General features: G+C 49.9%; 17 protein-coding genes. 16 read left to right on the top strand and 1 reads right to left on the bottom strand.

The features are described from left to right. The first annotated feature begins 21 nt into the window (after nucleotides 1–21). The 13 genes from GHH_RS15770 (at nucleotide 22) to GHH_RS15710 (ending at nucleotide 10683) form a co-directional block, all read left to right on the top strand. Entirely contained in the window at nucleotides 22–1209 is a 1188-nt protein-coding gene (locus GHH_RS15770) for a glycosyltransferase (RefSeq protein ID WP_015375835.1), read from the top strand. Between the two features lie 22 nt (nucleotides 1210–1231). Further along, nucleotides 1232–2281, top strand: a complete 1050-nt coding sequence (gene pseG / locus GHH_RS15765; RefSeq protein WP_015375834.1) for a UDP-2,4-diacetamido-2,4,6-trideoxy-beta-L-altropyranose hydrolase — start codon at nucleotides 1232–1234, stop codon at nucleotides 2279–2281. A 4-nt stretch (nucleotides 2282–2285) separates the two neighbouring features. Further along, the gene (pseI, locus tag GHH_RS15760; protein ID WP_015375833.1) at nucleotides 2286–3341 is read left to right on the top strand and encodes a pseudaminic acid synthase; all 1056 of its coding nucleotides are present in this window, start codon (nucleotides 2286–2288) and stop codon (nucleotides 3339–3341) included. A gap of 12 nt (nucleotides 3342–3353) precedes the next feature. Continuing rightward, nucleotides 3354–4301, top strand: coding sequence for a dTDP-glucose 4,6-dehydratase (locus tag GHH_RS15755; protein ID WP_015375832.1), 948 nt, complete (start codon nucleotides 3354–3356; stop codon nucleotides 4299–4301). A 43-nt stretch (nucleotides 4302–4344) separates the two neighbouring features. Further along, nucleotides 4345–5526, top strand: a complete 1182-nt coding sequence (gene pseC, locus GHH_RS15750) for a UDP-4-amino-4,6-dideoxy-N-acetyl-beta-L-altrosamine transaminase (RefSeq protein WP_015375831.1) — start codon at nucleotides 4345–4347, stop codon at nucleotides 5524–5526. A gap of 225 nt (nucleotides 5527–5751) precedes the next feature. Then, on the top strand, nucleotides 5752–6099 hold the full coding sequence (locus GHH_RS15745) for a hypothetical protein (protein ID WP_015375830.1): 348 nt from the start codon (nucleotides 5752–5754) through the stop codon (nucleotides 6097–6099). Continuing rightward, nucleotides 6096–6692, top strand: a complete 597-nt coding sequence (locus tag GHH_RS15740) for a hypothetical protein (RefSeq protein WP_015375829.1) — start codon at nucleotides 6096–6098, stop codon at nucleotides 6690–6692. The genes GHH_RS15745 and GHH_RS15740 overlap by 4 nt, the downstream gene beginning before the upstream one ends. Continuing rightward, nucleotides 6643–7029, top strand: coding sequence for a hypothetical protein (locus GHH_RS19030; RefSeq protein WP_144052018.1), 387 nt, complete (start codon nucleotides 6643–6645; stop codon nucleotides 7027–7029). Before GHH_RS15740 ends, GHH_RS19030 begins: the two co-directional genes overlap by 50 nt. 437 nt (nucleotides 7030–7466) lie before the next feature. Beyond that, entirely contained in the window at nucleotides 7467–7829 is a 363-nt protein-coding gene (gene flaG / locus GHH_RS15730; RefSeq protein WP_015375826.1) for a flagellar protein FlaG, read from the top strand. A gap of 15 nt (nucleotides 7830–7844) precedes the next feature. Continuing rightward, nucleotides 7845–9350 (top strand): flagellar hook-associated protein 2, encoded by a 1506-nt coding sequence (locus GHH_RS15725; RefSeq protein WP_015375825.1) that lies wholly within the window; start codon nucleotides 7845–7847, stop codon nucleotides 9348–9350. 180 nt (nucleotides 9351–9530) lie between these two features. After that, nucleotides 9531–9932: a flagellar export chaperone FliS gene (fliS, locus tag GHH_RS15720; protein WP_015375824.1), complete on the top strand. Its 402-nt coding sequence runs from the start codon at nucleotides 9531–9533 to the stop codon at nucleotides 9930–9932. Then, entirely contained in the window at nucleotides 9932–10285 is a 354-nt protein-coding gene (locus GHH_RS15715; RefSeq protein ID WP_015375823.1) for a flagellar protein FliT, read from the top strand. The genes fliS and GHH_RS15715 overlap by 1 nt, the downstream gene beginning before the upstream one ends. Before the next feature lie 11 nt (nucleotides 10286–10296). Next, nucleotides 10297–10683 carry a hypothetical protein gene (locus GHH_RS15710; protein ID WP_015375822.1) on the top strand — a complete coding sequence of 129 codons (387 nt, stop codon included), beginning with the start codon at nucleotides 10297–10299 and terminating at the stop codon, nucleotides 10681–10683. 294 nt (nucleotides 10684–10977) lie between these two features. On the opposite strand, the gene GHH_RS15705 is transcribed toward GHH_RS15710, so the two are convergent. Then, nucleotides 10978–12057 carry an HD-GYP domain-containing protein gene (locus tag GHH_RS15705; protein ID WP_015375821.1) on the bottom strand — a complete coding sequence of 360 codons (1080 nt, stop codon included), beginning with the start codon at nucleotides 12055–12057 and terminating at the stop codon, nucleotides 10978–10980. A gap of 174 nt (nucleotides 12058–12231) precedes the next feature. Between GHH_RS15705 and hpf the strand changes: the two genes are divergently transcribed. The 3 genes from hpf to secA all read left to right on the top strand — a co-directional run bounded on the left by hpf (nucleotide 12232) and on the right by secA (nucleotide 16048). Continuing rightward, the gene (gene hpf / locus GHH_RS15700) at nucleotides 12232–12783 is read left to right on the top strand and encodes a ribosome hibernation-promoting factor, HPF/YfiA family (protein ID WP_015375820.1); all 552 of its coding nucleotides are present in this window, start codon (nucleotides 12232–12234) and stop codon (nucleotides 12781–12783) included. 85 nt (nucleotides 12784–12868) lie between these two features. Continuing rightward, the gene (locus GHH_RS15695; RefSeq protein WP_041470595.1) at nucleotides 12869–13426 is read left to right on the top strand and encodes a hypothetical protein; all 558 of its coding nucleotides are present in this window, start codon (nucleotides 12869–12871) and stop codon (nucleotides 13424–13426) included. Nucleotides 13427–13534: 108 nt separating this feature from the next. After that, nucleotides 13535–16048 carry a preprotein translocase subunit SecA gene (gene secA, locus GHH_RS15690; RefSeq protein WP_013146417.1) on the top strand — a complete coding sequence of 838 codons (2514 nt, stop codon included), beginning with the start codon at nucleotides 13535–13537 and terminating at the stop codon, nucleotides 16046–16048. Nucleotides 16049–16052: the final 4 nt, after the last annotated feature.

The raw sequence follows: 16052 nt of genomic DNA, 5'->3' as shown, positions 1-16052 counted from the left end.
TGTGTACGCGGAGGCAAAGCGATGAGTGATCAAAATAAAACGATTGTCCTTTATAATGGGCAAAGTCAGTATGGTGTGCTTCGATATTTTATTCAAGATCTCGCTGTAAGTTTTCAACAACTTGGTTTTGAAGTGAAAATTATAGATCTTCTAGCATCTTCATGGATAGCAGACCTAGAAAGAGTTTTAAGAGAAAAAGAGGTATTTTTCTTCTTATCCATGAATGCCATGGGAATTGACATAAAGGTTGGAGATCAGTCTTTATATGACCATTTAAATACTCCATTATTCGCCTTTTTAGTTGACCACCCTATGTATCATATAAATCGATTAAACCAAGGAGTAAAAAATCTCATTGTTTCGACTGTGGATCAAACCCATCTCTCATTTCTAAGAACCTTTTTGAATGGAGTATATTCCAAAGTTTTTATTCCTCATGGTTCTTCGTATCATGAGGTTTCTGTTTCAAGTAAGACAATAGAAGAGAGAAAGATCGATATTTTATTTGTGGGGACGTTTACAAATCCAGATCACTTCCGAAAACAATGGATAAACTGTGATAAGTATATCGGTAAATTGTTTGATGCAATTATGGAAAAATATTTATATACTCATAATGAAACGTTAATTGATATAGCTGAGAGTGTATTTGTCGACTATGGAATTGATCAGGAATATATGCATCACGTTAACTTTTGGAGCCATCTTGTGAATGTAGATTTGTATATACGAAACAGGAGAAGAATGGAAGCGGTTTTGGAAACGGCCAAGTTGGATGCTAGATTTGAGGTATATGGGAATGGATGGGAAAATTTATTCACTAATCATCATTCCATAAAGTTGAATCGGGCTATTGGTTTTGGAGATGTATATGAGAAGATGAAGGACTCCAAACTTGTTCTGAATGTTTTGCCCAATTTCGTTCACGGTGGTCATGAGAGAATTTTTACGACTATGCTAAATGGATCCGTTAGTTTGACAGACAACAATCTATTTTTGGAAAGTGAATTTAAGGACGGAGAAGATCTTCTTTTGTACTCTTTTGCTCCGTATCCTCATGCTAGGATACAGTCATTTTTAGATGATAATGCAACGTTGCAGAAGATTGCTGAAAATGGAAGAAAGAAAGTCATGGAAAAGCATACTTGGCTGGCAAGAGCGGAAAAAATCGTTGAAACGGTTATGTATCACAAACATTTTATGGCTTGAATGGATAGAGGCGGATAGGATCATGAATATTTTATTCCGTGTCGACTCATCGTTTGCGATCGGCACTGGTCATGTGATGCGCTGTTTGGCGTTGGCGGAGATGCTGAAAGAAGCTGGTTGCGCCGTTTATTTTGCGATGAGGGCAGGCCCAGAGGATTTGTGCGATGAGGTTGAACATAAAGGGTTTCCTGTGCTCCGCCTTGTGTACGAAGGACCTGTTGTACAAAAAATCGATGCGAAGCGGACGATTGAGATGATTAGGAAGCAGCTTCCATCGCTCGATTGGTGCATTGTCGATCATTATGAGCTTGACCGCTGCTGGGAAGAAAACGTGAAAGCCTATGTCGGCCGTATGATGGTGATCGATGATTTAGCGAACCGACCTCATCAATGTGATTTGTTGTTGGATCAAAACTATTACCGTCAGGCGCAACAGCGGTACCATAGTCTTGTACCGCCAAGCTGCCGTCTATTGTTAGGTCCTCAATATATGTTGTTGCGGCCGGAATTTTATGAAGCGAAAAAATTCTCCCAGCTTCGCAACGGTCAAGTGAAGCGGATCCTTCTGTTTTTCGGCGGCAGCGATCCGACGAATGAAACGGAGAAAGCGCTGCATGCTTTTCGAGAGTTGGATGTTCTTGATGTGGAAGTTGACGTTGTGGTAGGGAAAGCCAATTCGAATCGTGTTCGCGTGGAATCATTCTGTCGTGAAAAGGGCTTTCGTTACCATTGCCAAATTGATTACCTTGCTGAGTTGATGGCAAAGGTGGATTTTTCGCTGGGAGCCGGCGGCGTGTCGATGTGGGAACGATGCTTTCTCGGCCTGCCCTCCGCGGTGACGATCGTGGCGGAGAACCAAAGGCGATCGACGGAAGACGCTGCCGCGTACGGAGCCGTTTGGAATATAGGTTGGCATGCAGATGTAAAATCGGCTGATTATGCCGATATCATAGATAGAGCGATGGCTTCACGGGAAGAGCTGAAGCACATGAGCCGCAAAGCGCTCGAATTGGTGGGGAGTACAAAAGAGTATATTGTACATCCGGTCGTGAAGGCGCTATTGGAGGGATGATTCATTGATCCAAGACATTCAAATCGGCCACCGTCTTATTGGGCCAAATCATAAACCGTTTATTATTGCGGAAATGTCCGGTAACCATAATCAATCGTTGGAAAGAGCGTTGGCCATCGTGGAGGCGGCAGCGCAAGCAGGCGTCGATGCGGTGAAATTGCAGACGTATACGGCGGATACGATGACGCTCGATATGGACGAAGGAGATTTTTTGATTGATGACCCCGAGAACCTTTGGCGGGGGAATTCGCTTTATAAGCTCTATCAGGAAGCGTACACGCCTTGGGAATGGCATAAGCCGATTTTTCAACGCTGTAACGAATTAGGGCTTATCGCGTTCAGCACTCCTTTTGATGAAACGGCCGTTGAGTTTTTAGAGGAACTGAATGTGCCTGCCTATAAAATCGCCTCGTTTGAAAATACGGATTTGCCTTTGATCCGCAAGGTTGCCGAGACGGGGAAACCATTGATTATTTCAACAGGAATGGCAACAGCGGCGGAGTTGGACGAAACGGTTAGAGCGGCGAGGGAAGCGGGATGCCAGGATCTGATTTTGTTAAAATGTACAAGCACCTATCCTGCGACGCCGGAGAACTCCCATTTGGCGACGATTCCGCATATGAGAGAGCTGTTTCAATGTCAAGTCGGACTGTCCGACCATACGATGGGCATTGGAGTCAGTGTCGCCGCTGTTGCGCTCGGCGCCACTGTCATTGAAAAACATTTCACCCTTTCCCGCGCAGAAGGAGGAGTGGATGCCGCTTTTTCCATGGAACCGCATGAAATGGCTGCATTAGTGATCGAAACGGAACGGGCTTGGCAAAGCATCGGCCATGTTCAATATGGCCCTACGGACGCGGAGAAAGCATCATTGAAACATCGCCGGTCGTTATACATTGTGCGAGATATGAAGGCAGGCGAGACGTTGACGAAGGAAAATGTGCGCGCGATTCGTCCTGGCAATGGATTGCCGCCGAAATATTTTGACCAGTTGCTTGGAAAAACCGTGAAACGCGACGTGAAAAAAGGAACGCCGGTGACATGGGATTTATTATGGTAAGGAGTGATCCGTATGAGAATATTGTTGACAGGCGGTGCGGGGTTTATTGGGCGCGCCGTGGCGAAACGGTTGCTTGATGATGGACATGATGTCTGGATTGTGGATGACCTTTCGAATGGGCGGGAAGAAAATATTTCCGAGTTTCGCCATCATCGGAATTTGAAGCAATTCATCGTCGGGGATATCAAAGATGAACGTTTGCTTGCCCAGCTTTTTCGTGAACATGAATATGATCTTTGCTACCATTTAGCGGCATCGATTAATGTACAGGATTCCATTGATGATCCTAGAACGACGTTTTTCAACGATACGGTCGGAACGTTTTATCTTCTTGAACAATGCCGGAAGCATGACACGAAACTAGTGTTTATGAGCACGTGCATGGTCTATGACCGCTGCCATGATGAAGCAGGCATCGCGGAAACCCATCCGACCAAGCCTGCTTCGCCGTATGCGGGAGCGAAAATTGCGGCGGAAAATATGGTGTTGTCTTATTTCTATGCTTATCACCTGCCCGTTGTCGTTGTGCGTCCGTTTAATACATATGGTCCTTATCAAAAAACAAGCGGCGAAGGCGGGGTTGTCGCCATCTTTATTCGGAAAAAATTGATGGGGGAGCCGTTGCACATTTACGGCGATGGCACGCAAACACGCGATTTATTGTATGTGGACGATTGTGCGCGATTTGTTGTTCAGGCAGGCTATTCAGATAAGGTGAATGGGGAAATCTTGAACGCTGGATTAGGCAGGGACATCTCGATCAATGATTTGGCCAAGCTCATTGTGGGCGATGAAAAGCGGATTAAGTATGTTCCCCATATTCATCCACAGAGCGAGATTCAAAAATTGCGATGCAATTATGAGAAAGCCAAGCGGTTGCTTGGTTGGGAGCCGCAAGTGTCTCTTGAAGAAGGGATTCAAAAGACGGAAGAGTGGATCAAAACGAGCCGCCTGATGTAGTCGGGGCGGCTTTTCTTCAGTGTATCCAAGGAGGGAATGAGGCGTGAAGCTAGCGATCCATGGTGGAACCCCTGTGCGTGAATCCTTTTTGTCTTACGGACAGCAATGGATTGATGAAGAGGATATTCAAGCGGTGGTCGAAACATTGCGAAGCCCGTTGATTACACAAGGACCGAGAATTCAGCAGTTTGAAGAAGCGGTGGCCCGCTATGTCGGGGCGAAATATGCGGTGGCGTTTGCCAATGGAACAGCTGCCTTGCATGGAGCTTGCTATGCGGCTGGTATTTCGCAAGGAGATGAGGTGATTACGACCCCGATTACCTTCGCAGCCAGCGCCAACTGTGTGCGGTATGTAGGGGGCAAGCCCGTGTTTGTGGATATTGATGAAAACACGTACAATATCGACCCCAGCCTCATTGAGAAGGCCATCACGCCGCGCACGAAGGCGATTATTGCCGTTGATTTTACAGGCCAGCCTGCCGATTTAGATCCAATTCGGGAAATCGCCCAAAAATATGGTCTCGTCTTCATCGAAGATGCAGCTCATTCTCTAGGTTCGTGTTATAAAGGAAAGAAAGTAGGCTCGTTAGCAGATATGACGATGTTCAGCTTTCATCCTGTCAAGCATATTACGACTGGTGAGGGAGGGATTATTGTCACTGACGATGAGGAGTATTATCATAAATTAAAACGCTTTCGTACGCATGGGATTATAACAGAAAATGTAAACAATGATGAAGGGCCTTGGTATTATGAGATGGTGGATCTCGGCTACAATTACCGAATGACGGATTTGCAAGCAGCGCTTGGGCTCAGCCAGTTGACAAAGCTTGATGCATTTGTGCAGAAACGGCGAGAAATTGCTGCGATCTATAATGAGGCGTTTTCTAACGTTCCTGGTGTATGCATTCCTTATCAACTTCCATATGTTGATTCTAGCTGGCATTTATATGTACTTCAGTTGCAATTGGAGCATTTCCGGGTTGGGCGCAAAGAGATCTTTGAAGCGCTGCGGGCGGAAAATATCGGTGTGCACGTTCATTACATTCCGGTTTATTTCCACCCTTATTATCAACAACTAGGATATAAGAAAGGCATTTGTCCGATTGCGGAAAAGTGGTATGAAGGAGCGTTAACGATCCCCATTTTTCCGAAAATGAGCGAATATGATATCCGAACGGTTATAGAAGGGGTAAACAAAGTGCTCTCCTTTTATCGAAAATAACGAGGTTTGTCGCCTGGTTTTTATTTGATGGAAGCCGCTTTCTGAGTTTTTATTGGTGACCGCGGCAGGAAATGGCGATGGGAATGGAGAAAGGAAAAATACGGTTTCATGATTTAGGTATCGTTAACAATTTGGACCTTAGGTATTAAGGGCAAGGTTACATCTTGTTTATTTCAAAACGTATGTTCATAATGAAAATAAAGACTGTGGCATGGAGGTTGTATCATGTCTGGCAAAGAAAAGGTCGTTCATTTTAAATACTTGTTTGCTGATGACTATAATCCTGTCTACGTCAATGGGGCGCACGGCGGAATTTCTCCGCAGGGGGAGATTGTTGTGAACTTTTATTTTGAACGCCGTCCCTTGCCTTACGAGGAAACATACGTGTTTGAAGGAACGGGACAGCCAGCAAGAAAGACGGATGTACAGCCCCCTGACCATGAGGAAAATGTGATCCGCTATGTGTCAACTGGGGTTGTGATGAATTGGGAGACCGCGAAACTTTTTCACGAGTGGCTGGGTGAGCATATTATGATGTTGGAACAAATTCGGAACGAGGGGACACAGCGATGATTTTACGCGCAGAGAAGTCTTCATCTACTGGAATCGACGAGTATTTTCGTTTGCCGAAAACCCAAGCTGTCCGTGCCCGTTTTCCCGTTTCGGAACCATTGATTCGGGAAACAGTGGGAGAGGAACGTGTTCGGTTGCCTCATGTTGAGGAAACAGCAACACCAATGAAAACGGTGATATGGCGAAATGAGCATTCTTTTGGACGGGTGACTCCCTTTATTTATGACCAAGTGCGAAAGGCAGAAAACATAGCGAAACTGCAAGCCATCAGAGAACTGGGAAGCGATTGGAATGGAAATGGCGCCGATTCATTTTCCGGTAAATTGATTGAGAAGGTCTTCAATGTAATTCACACGATCATTAAGCAGCCGAAGCTGTTCCCCACAGCACGAGATAGCATTCAGCTTGAATTTGAAAAAGAAAATGGCGATTACTTGGAGTTTGAACTTTTTGAAAACAAAATTGATGTTTTTGTGTCATATGCAGATGGGTGTGAAATGGAAACATCGATCCCATACGATGTGCGGGAGATTAATCGAATCATTGTTGACTTTTATGAACCCAAAGATCGAACGGGAAGAAAGGCTGTTTAGAGCTGTTTTTCCGAGCATTGTATGGGATGAGGAGCAGAACCGTCCATCGTCTGCTTTGTTCAAAGACAAAAGAGGCGTTTCGGTTGACCGAGACGGCGGGCGAACGGAGGAAGAGATCGTTTCTAGATTTCAAGACCGTTTTGGTGTGGAAAAAGTGAAGGCTGTCGTCTATGTTGAAGCCGGTTTTTGTATGGATATAGGCGCTCATCTTGTATATTGTCCGTCGCGACGAAATCCATATCATGCCGAAATTCATGATTCTCCTAGTAAAACGATGTTATCAACCGCTAAAGCGAGAAAGCTGGCATTGCATTGTGCAGTTGTTTATCGCGCATAGATCTACAAGACTGGTGAAAACAAAATTTTCCTTCCCCCGACAAAACCGTCCGTCTCGACGCGCAAGAACCTCTAATAAAGCGTCGGAAAAAGAATCTTCATTTAGATCAATAAACCGGATGTTTGGCGGGGGAGTGACGATTTTCCATGCGTATTCGATGTCGTCTTTGTCTTCGAGGGAATTGGTCTTCTTGAATGCCACAGCTGATTTGCTTTCGCTCCCTCTCTTCTTTCTTCTGTTTCAAAAACTGCTCTAAATGTTCCAACCCCAACGTACTCATCTCCTTTGCTTTTCGATACCTTGTATTATACATCAATTTTTCCAAGAAGGACTCTTTCTTCGTTGCCCACCGCATTTCTCTCCTTCCCCCCTTCACACTTCCCATGTTTCATCCGATATAAATCATAGAAAGTGTCCAAAACAAAGGAGCGGTTTGTATGACGATTGAACGGGTGTCTTCTTCTTTCCTTTCATATGAGCCGATGCGAAGCGAACAGGTGCATGCAACCGTCGAACGCGCGGCAGTGCAGCCTCAAGAAGCGGGGGGTTCTGCTTCTTCCCTTTTTCAACCGCTTTCGGAAGAAGCCGTGGAGAAAGTGGTCAACGGCTTGAATGAGCTGGTGCAGCCGAGCCATACGTCGGTTCGGTTTGAGCTGCACAAAGAGTTGAACGAGTATTACGTGCAAGTAATCGATGAAAAGACGCATGAGGTGATCCGCGAAATTCCGCCGAAAAAGCTGTTGGATATGTACGCGGCGATGATGGAGTTTGTCGGGCTTTTGGTGGATAAAAAAATTTAACGGTGGTGAGTCGAAATGGCGAATACGTTGCGCATCAGCGGCCTCGCGAGCGGAATGGACATTGACAAAATCGTCAGCGATTTGATGAAAGCGGAGCGGGCGCCGCTTGATAAATTGAAGCAGAAAAAGCAGCTGCTCGAGTGGCAGCGCGATGATTACCGAGCGATGAACACGTTGCTTCAGGGGCTTGACGACTATTTGTTCAGCAACATCACACTCCAAAGCAGCATGCTCAAAAAAACCGTCTCGAGTTCGAACGAATCGGTCGTCACAGCGACGGCGGGCTCGAGTGCGGCGAACGTGGCGGCGGCGATTCAAGTCAATCAAGTGGCCACATCGGCCGTCTGGCTGTCCGATGCTACGAAAAGGGTGGATAAAGCGAGTTTCTCGGTAGACGCCGATGTCACGCTGACGATTAACGTGACAAACGGGGATGGGACGACGAAGCAGGCGGCGATCACAGTGAAGAAAGGAACGACGCTCGATGGGGTGATCGCCCAACTCAACAGCAACCTAGACCTTGGCGTCAGCGCGTTTTACGACGAGCAAACCGGGCGGGTTTCGATCATGAAAAAAGAGACGGGGGGGCGGGCGAGCCTTGTGCTCGCCGACCAGACGACGGCTGACTTTTTTGCGCAAAAGCTCGGGTTTGCGGGCGCGATAGCGGGGCAGGAGCTCCCGGGGAAAACGGCAGGGAAAGACGCCGACATTACCATCAACGGCTTGCGAACGACCCGCTCGTCGAACACATTTACGATCAACGGTGTGACGTATACGGTGAAAGGGACGGGCACGGCGACGGTGTCGGTGGCGACGGACGCGGACGCGATGTTTAACGCCATTAAAGGGTTTGTTGACAAATACAACGAAACGATCGCCAAAATCAACGCCGAGCTGAAAGAAGAGCGCTACCGCGACTATCCGCCGCTTACCGACGAGCAAAAGGAAGCGATGACGGAAAAGCAAATTGAGCTGTGGGAAGAAAAAGCGCGGAGCGGGATGCTTCGCGGTGATTCGATTTTGTCCAGCGCCCTCAGTAAAATGCGGATGAATGTGTACACGAAAGTGGAAGGGGCGAACATCCCAAGCGGGTTCTCGCAGCTCGCGCAAATCGGGATTACGACGTCGTCGAATTATCTAGACGGCGGGAAATTGATCATTGACGAAACGAAGTTGCGGGAGAAAATCAAGGAAAATCCGGATGCCGTCTATCAGTTGTTTAACCAAGACGGCGCGACCGATGCGGAGAAAGGCATCGCCCGCCGCCTGCGCGATACGATTAAAGCGACGATCGGGAAAATTGAGCAAAAAGCGGGGAAGACGATTTGGACGAACCAGCAGTTTGCGATCGGGCGCGATTTAATCCAGATCAATGACCAAATTGACCGGTTTCAAGATCGGCTGAAACAGATTGAAGACCGCTACTACCGCCAATTCACAGCGATGGAAGAGGCGATTCAGCGCGCCAACCAGCAAAGCATGTACTTGATGAACGCCTTTGGCGGCGGTATGCAGGGATAGGCGGGTGAAGGCTAAGGCGCCATCGTGGTGACAGTGGGTGAAGAGGCAACCCCGCTCACGGATGGCAACGAATGAAGGGCGTTCGGCGCTGTAGGCGGTGAGGAGCGGCGCGGCCCGTTGTGCTGAATCAGATGATGGCTTTGCGATGGGGTGAACATCATAGAAGAGGAGTGACGGAAGATGGCGACAAACAATCCGTATCAACACTACCAAGCGAACGCGGTGCAAACGGCGTCGCCTGGCGAGCTGACGTTGATGCTGTATAACGGGTGCTTGAAGTTTATCAAGCTTGCGCGCCAGGCGATCGAGAAAGGGGACATTGCGGCGCGCAATGAGAACTTGATTAAGGCGCAAAACATCATTTTGGAACTGATGAAGACATTGAAGATGGAGTATGAGGTTGCGAAGTCGATGATGACGATGTATGACTACATCTACCGCCGTCTGATCGAGGCGAATGTGAAAAGCGATGCGGCGATTTTGGACGAGGTGGAAGGGTATGTCGTCGAGTTTCGCGATACGTGGAAACAAGTGATTCAGCTCCATCGGCAGCGCCAATACGCGGAAGGCGGGCAGGCGTAATGGGCGTGGTGCATGATGTGTGGCGGGTGACGAAGGAGCTGCTGGAGGCGACGGCGTTGCCGTGGCCGTCCGAGGAACGGGAAGAGCGGCTTCGGACGGTTGATCGATTGCTTCAGGAGCGCGAGGAGCTGCTTCGGGAGCTGCGTCCGCCGTACAGCGAGGAAGAGCAGCGGCTTGCCCGCGAGATCATCGCTTGGAATGAAGAAATTGAGAGGCGGCTTCACCGCGTGGGTGATGAGATTCGAAACGATTTGCGCATGGCGGGGGCGAAGCGGCAGGCGAATGCCCGCTATGTTCATCCGTACGAGCAGCCGCTTTCGTTCGATGGAATGTTTTACGATAAACGGCGATAGGTGGAATGGATATGGCAAAATTGACGAGTGACGCGCTGGACATCATCCGCCAATACGCAGCGTTGCTCGAGACAGTCGAAGAAGGGCTCGACTATGTGGCGGCGAGCTTTTCTGACCCGCGGCGGATGCATGCGGACGTGCTGCTTTCGGATGTGTTGCTGGCGCTTGGGAAAATCGGCGAGACGAACGTGTATCTAGAGCAGCTGTTCGCTGAGGAGAACGATTTCGTCCGTCATCTTGAACGGTTTGTCGATGTGCTCGACGCGGCCGCGGCACTTGACGGGCAGTTTTCTGATGCAGCGGCAAAGGAGCGGATTGTTTGCGGACGGTTGTCACCGGCGTTTCAAGCTTGGAAGGCGGCGGTTTCCGGCCGGTTGCGGCGGTATGTCGTCCAATGAGGATGGATCCATTGGTGAGGTCATTGCTTAGGGGGAGATACAATCCATCGCCAGTCCATTCCAACGCAAGGTAGGGACGATCATCCGCCAGCCTTGTCTGTCGGAGGGAGGCATTGGGACCAGCGCAGCGCCACGCGACGGGAACGAATGACCGACGGGGTGGCAGCTGGCATGGAACGCGGGGCAGCGGCAGGGAACGTGCTGTCACGGTTTCGCTCGTTGTACGGGCGGCCACGGATGTTTAAGTAGAGAACGGAAAAAAAGCAAGGACAGCGCTGTGCTGTCCTTTTCGCTTCAAACCGCCTTCACAATCGTGATGTTCATCTCTTTCCGCAAGTCAATCTCATACGGACTTTTCAGCTCCTCGCCCGCGGGATTTTTGATGACGCGGACGATGGGGCGGAGCGGGAAACCCGGAAACACTTGCGAGACGACGCCGACTTCTCCGGTGTTGAGTTTGACGGTCGTGGCGACCGGGTAGACAGCGATGTAGGAAAGAAAGAGCTTAATGAGCTCGTAGTCCAAAATGCCGCCCGCCGCGGATAAGTATTCGGCTGCTTCGTGCGGCGAGTATTGTCTTCGGTGGTAGCGCGCTGACGTCAAGGCGTCAAAGACGTCGGCGATGGCGACGATGCGGGCGTATTCGTGAATTTCCTTGCCCGATAAGGCGCGCGGGTAGCCGCTGCCGTCGCACCGCTCGTGGTGCTGCAAGGCGCAGTGGGCGGAAAAGAGCGAGATGTTGCGCTGGCGACGCAGCAGTTCGAAGCCGAGATATGTATGGCGGCGGACGATTTCCTTTTCCTCTTCCGTCAAGGCTCCTTTTTTCCGCCAAAGACCGTCAGGCAGCTGGGTCATGCCGATGTCAAACAGCAGCGCGCCGATGCCGAGGTCAAGCAGCTGCTGGGGGCGATACCCTTTGGCGATGCCGATGACGCCGGCGATGGTGGCCACGTTGACCGAGTGGTGGAAAAAGTAGCCGTTCGAGATGACCAAATCCGACAAGTTGATGAGCAAGTTTTCTTGCTTCAATAAGTAGTCCAAAATGTCTTTGAACACTTTTTCATACTCTTTTCCCAAATCGAGCGAGGAGGCGCGGCTGAGCAGCTTTTTTTGCTCGATCAAGGCCGTCATCGTCTCGTACACTTTTTTCACCGCCTGCTGGCGCACGGTCGGGCTGATGAGCGGGCGCGGGCGGATGTCATATGTTTGTTTGTCGTCAATATAAATGTATTGAACCCCTTTTTGTGCTAAAGAACGGATGTAGCCGCTTGTCAGCCGCACGCCGCGCGACAAAAGGACGCTGCCGTTGGCGGCGAACAAGTCGACAGCGAGCACGTCACCGCTTTTCGCATGGGAAATATGGACCTTTCGCATCGTTCACACACTCCGTACCTTCCACATCATAAGAAAAAACACCTATGTCTATCTTACCATATTTTCCTGTGTTTTTCACAAAATCTTCAAAAATATTTTTGATTGAAACATGGATTGGATGGGTAATAAAAAAGTGTAGGGATTTACAGTTTTAAAGATAAGGAGTGGTCAGCGATGATGTATAACGTTCGCGGGGAAAACATCGAAGTCACGCCAGCGCTGCGCGAGTACGTGGAGAAAAAAATCGGCAAATTGGAGCGCTATTTCGATCGCACCGATGACGTGAATGTCCATGTCAATTTAAAAGTCTATAACGATGGACAAGGGAAAATCGAAGTGACCATTCCGATTCCGCATTTGTTGCTGCGCGCTGAAGAGCGCCATGAAGATATGTATGCGGCCATCGATTTAGTAACCGATAAGCTCGAGCGGCAAATCCGCAAACATAAAACGAAAGTCAATCGGAAGCTGCGCGACCGCGAGAAAGAAGCGAAGCTGGTTGCCCCTGTGCCAAGCGGCGCTTCCGCGGCGGAGAATAATGAAGAGGAGTTTGAAATCGTGCGCACGAAACATTTCAGCTTGAAGCCGATGGACAGCGAAGAAGCGATTTTGCAGATGAATTTGTTGGGGCACAACTTCTTCATTTTCACCAATGCGGAAACAAACCGGACGAACATCGTCTACCGCCGCAAAGACGGAAAATACGGATTGATCGAGGCGAATTAAACGGTTGCCTCTTGTGCGCATCCCCTGCTTTTTTTGGCAGGGGATGTTATAATATGCATGAGAAAAATCAAAATGGGGGAGAGCGATGGAGGAATTGTTGCGTCAAATTTTGTCCAAGTTGGACAACATGGAAAAAGGATTTTTGGTGTTCCAAGAAGAAACTCGCCAACGGTTTGAGCAGATGGATGGCCGTTTGACGGAGATGAACGGACGCCTCGTCGGCCTCGAACAGGAAATGAGCGCGGTGAAAGAGCGGTTAGACCGTGTGGAAACGCGGTTGGGCGGCGTAGAGACCCGGTTGGACGGCGTGGAAACGCGGTTGAATGGCGTGGAGACCCGGTTGGACGGCGTGGAAACGCGGTTGAATGGCGTAGAGACCCGGTTGGACGGCGTGGAAACGCGGTTGGACGGCGTAGAGACCCGATTGGACGGCGTGGAAACGCGGTTGAATGGTGTGGAAACTGAATTGGAGGAAGTGAAAGAGACGCTTCATCGGGTCGAAACGCAGCTTGTGGATGATGTGCAAATATTGCTTCGCAAAATTCATGAAAAAGTTGAGGAGAAAAGTTTTGAAATTTATGCGCTGAACCGGCGGCTTCACCATGCGGAAGCGGCGATTGAGCAGCTTCAGTCCAAGGCGTGATTCCCTCTTTTGGACATGCCCCTCTCTAAGCCTGTGCAACAGTTGTCACCTATCCCTGTAAATGATATGATGAAGAAGTGAGTCCATGAAAAATAAGGAGCGTTTCCTATGCTTGGAGTCTTAAAAAAAGTATTTGACCCGAACAAGCGTCAGTTGGCAAGGCTCGAGAAAATTGCGGATCAAGTGGATGCGCTCGGTCCGGAGATGGCCCGACTGTCCGATGAACAGCTGCGGCAAAAAACCGAGGAATTCAAAGCCCGCTACCAACAAGGCGAATCGCTCGATGATTTGCTTGTTGAGGCGTTTGCCGTTGTGCGCGAAGGGGCGAAGCGCGTCCTTGGCTTGTACCCATATAAAGTGCAAATTATGGGCGGCGTCGTCTTGCATGAAGGCGACATCGCCGAGATGAAAACTGGGGAAGGGAAAACGTTGACGGCGACGATGCCCGTCTATTTGAATGCCTTGACGGGGCGCGGCGTGCATGTCGTGACAGTCAACGAATACTTGGCGACGCGCGATGCGACGGAAATGGGCAAATTGTATGAGTTTTTAGGCATGACCGTCGGCTTGAACTTAAGCGGCATGTCGCGCGAGGAGAAGCAGGCGGCGTACAACGCCGACATTACGTACGGGACGAACAACGAGTTTGGCTTTGACTATTTGCGCGACAACATGGTGCTCTATAAAGAGCACATTGTGCAGCGGCCGCTCTATTATGCGATCATCGACGAGGTTGACTCGATTTTGATCGATGAAGCGCGGACGCCGCTCATCATTTCCGGCACGGCGCAGAAGTCGACCAAGCTGTATGTGCAGGCGAATGCGTTTGTCCGCACGTTGCGCAAAGATGTTGATTACACATACGATGAAAAAACGAAAAGCGTCCAGCTGACGGAAGAAGGAATCAACAAAGCGGAGCGCGCGTTTGGCATCGACAACTTGTTCGATTTGAAACACGTCACGCTCAACCATCATATTCAGCTGGCGCTAAGGGCGCACGTGACGATGCAGCGCGATGTCGACTATGTCGTGCAAGACGGAAAAGTGATCATCGTCGACCCGTTCACCGGGCGCTTGATGCACGGCCGCCGCTACAGCGATGGGCTTCATCAAGCCATTGAGGCGAAAGAGGGGCTCGAGATTCAAAACGAGTCGATGACCTTAGCCACGATCACGTTCCAAAACTATTTCCGCATGTACGAAAAATTGGCGGGGATGACGGGGACGGCGAAGACGGAAGAGGAAGAGTTCCGCAACATTTACAACATGCGCGTCGTCGTCATTCCGACGAACCGCCCGGTCATCCGAGAAGACCGTCCGGATTTGATTTATCGGACGATGGAAGGGAAATTCCGCGCCGTGGTCGAGGACATCGCCGCCCGCCATGCAAAAGGGCAGCCCGTGCTTGTCGGCACGGTGGCGATCGAAACGTCCGAGATGTTGTCGGAGATGCTGAAAAAACGCGGCATCCCGCACAACGTCTTAAACGCGAAAAACCATGCGAAAGAGGCGGAAATCATCGCTCAAGCCGGGCAAAAAGGCGCGGTGACGATTGCGACGAACATGGCCGGGCGCGGGACGGACATTAAGCTTGGCGAAGGGGTCAAGGAGCTTGGCGGGCTCGCGGTCATCGGCACGGAGCGTCACGAAAGCCGGCGGATCGACAACCAGCTGCGCGGCCGTTCCGGGCGTCAAGGCGATCCTGGGGTGTCGCAGTTTTACTTGTCGCTTGAAGATGAATTGATGCGCCGTTTCGGCTCGGAAAGCTTAATGGCGATGATGGACCGCCTTGGAATGGACGACTCGCAGCCGATCCAAAGCAAAATGGTGACGAAAGCGGTCGAGTCGGCGCAAAAGCGGGTCGAAGGCAACAACTTCGACGCCCGCAAACAGCTGCTTCAATATGACGATGTCCTGCGCGAACAGCGGGAAATCATTTACCGCCAGCGCTATGAAGTGCTCGATTCCGACAACTTGCGCGGCATTATCGAAAAGATGATCCAATCGGTGATCGAGCGCGTCGTCAACGCTCATACGCCGAAAGAAGAGGTTCCCGAAGAATGGAATTTGAAAGGGCTCGTTGAGTATCTCAACGCCCATCTGCTTCCGGAAGGGGATGTAACGGAAGCTGACTTGCGCGGCAAAGAGCCCGAAGAGATGATCGAGCTCATTTGGGCGAAAGTGAAGGCGCGCTATGATGAGAAAGAAGCGCAAATCCCGCCTGAACAGATGCGCGAGTTTGAACGCGTCGTCGTCTTGCGCGCTGTCGATATGAAATGGATGAACCATATCGACGCGATGGAGCAGCTTCGCCAAGGCATCCATTTGCGCGCCTACGGGCAAGTCGACCCGCTGCGCGAATATCAGATGGAAGGCTACGCCATGTTTGAGGAGATGATTGCGGCGATTGAAGAGGAAGTCGCCACCTATATTATGAAGGCGGAAATTCACCATAACCTTGAGCGCCAAGAGGTGGCCAAAGGCGAAGCGGTTCACCCGAAAGAAGACGGCGAAGAACCGAAGAGAAAACCGGTCCGCAAGGCGGTGCGCGTCGGCCGAAACGATCCGTGCCCGTGCGGGAGCGGGAAAAAATATAAACATTGTTGCGGAAGAGTGGTATAACCGT

The organism is Geobacillus sp. GHH01, assembly GCF_000336445.1.
GTDB classification, from domain to species: Bacteria; Bacillota; Bacilli; order Bacillales; family Anoxybacillaceae; genus Geobacillus; species Geobacillus zalihae.
Note: the sequence above shows the minus strand (reverse complement) of the source record. Positions and strands in the feature narration are given on the sequence as shown.

Coding starts and splice junctions, on each gene's coding strand:
- GHH_RS15770 (WP_015375835.1), top strand. CDS start 22: ATGAGTGATCAAAATAAAACGATTGTCCTTTATAATGGGCAAAGTCAG.
- pseG (WP_015375834.1), top strand. CDS start 1,232: ATGAATATTTTATTCCGTGTCGACTCATCGTTTGCGATCGGCACTGGT.
- GHH_RS15755 (WP_015375832.1), top strand. CDS start 3,354: ATGAGAATATTGTTGACAGGCGGTGCGGGGTTTATTGGGCGCGCCGTG.
- GHH_RS15745 (WP_015375830.1), top strand. CDS start 5,752: ATGTCTGGCAAAGAAAAGGTCGTTCATTTTAAATACTTGTTTGCTGAT.
- GHH_RS15740 (WP_015375829.1), top strand. CDS start 6,096: ATGATTTTACGCGCAGAGAAGTCTTCATCTACTGGAATCGACGAGTAT.
- flaG (WP_015375826.1), top strand. CDS start 7,467: ATGACGATTGAACGGGTGTCTTCTTCTTTCCTTTCATATGAGCCGATG.
- GHH_RS15725 (WP_015375825.1), top strand. CDS start 7,845: ATGGCGAATACGTTGCGCATCAGCGGCCTCGCGAGCGGAATGGACATT.
- fliS (WP_015375824.1), top strand. CDS start 9,531: ATGGCGACAAACAATCCGTATCAACACTACCAAGCGAACGCGGTGCAA.
- GHH_RS15715 (WP_015375823.1), top strand. CDS start 9,932: ATGGGCGTGGTGCATGATGTGTGGCGGGTGACGAAGGAGCTGCTGGAG.
- GHH_RS15710 (WP_015375822.1), top strand. CDS start 10,297: ATGGCAAAATTGACGAGTGACGCGCTGGACATCATCCGCCAATACGCA.
- GHH_RS15705 (WP_015375821.1), bottom strand. CDS start 12,057: ATGCGAAAGGTCCATATTTCCCATGCGAAAAGCGGTGACGTGCTCGCT.
- hpf (WP_015375820.1), top strand. CDS start 12,232: ATGATGTATAACGTTCGCGGGGAAAACATCGAAGTCACGCCAGCGCTG.
- GHH_RS15695 (WP_041470595.1), top strand. CDS start 12,869: ATGGAGGAATTGTTGCGTCAAATTTTGTCCAAGTTGGACAACATGGAA.
- secA (WP_013146417.1), top strand. CDS start 13,535: ATGCTTGGAGTCTTAAAAAAAGTATTTGACCCGAACAAGCGTCAGTTG.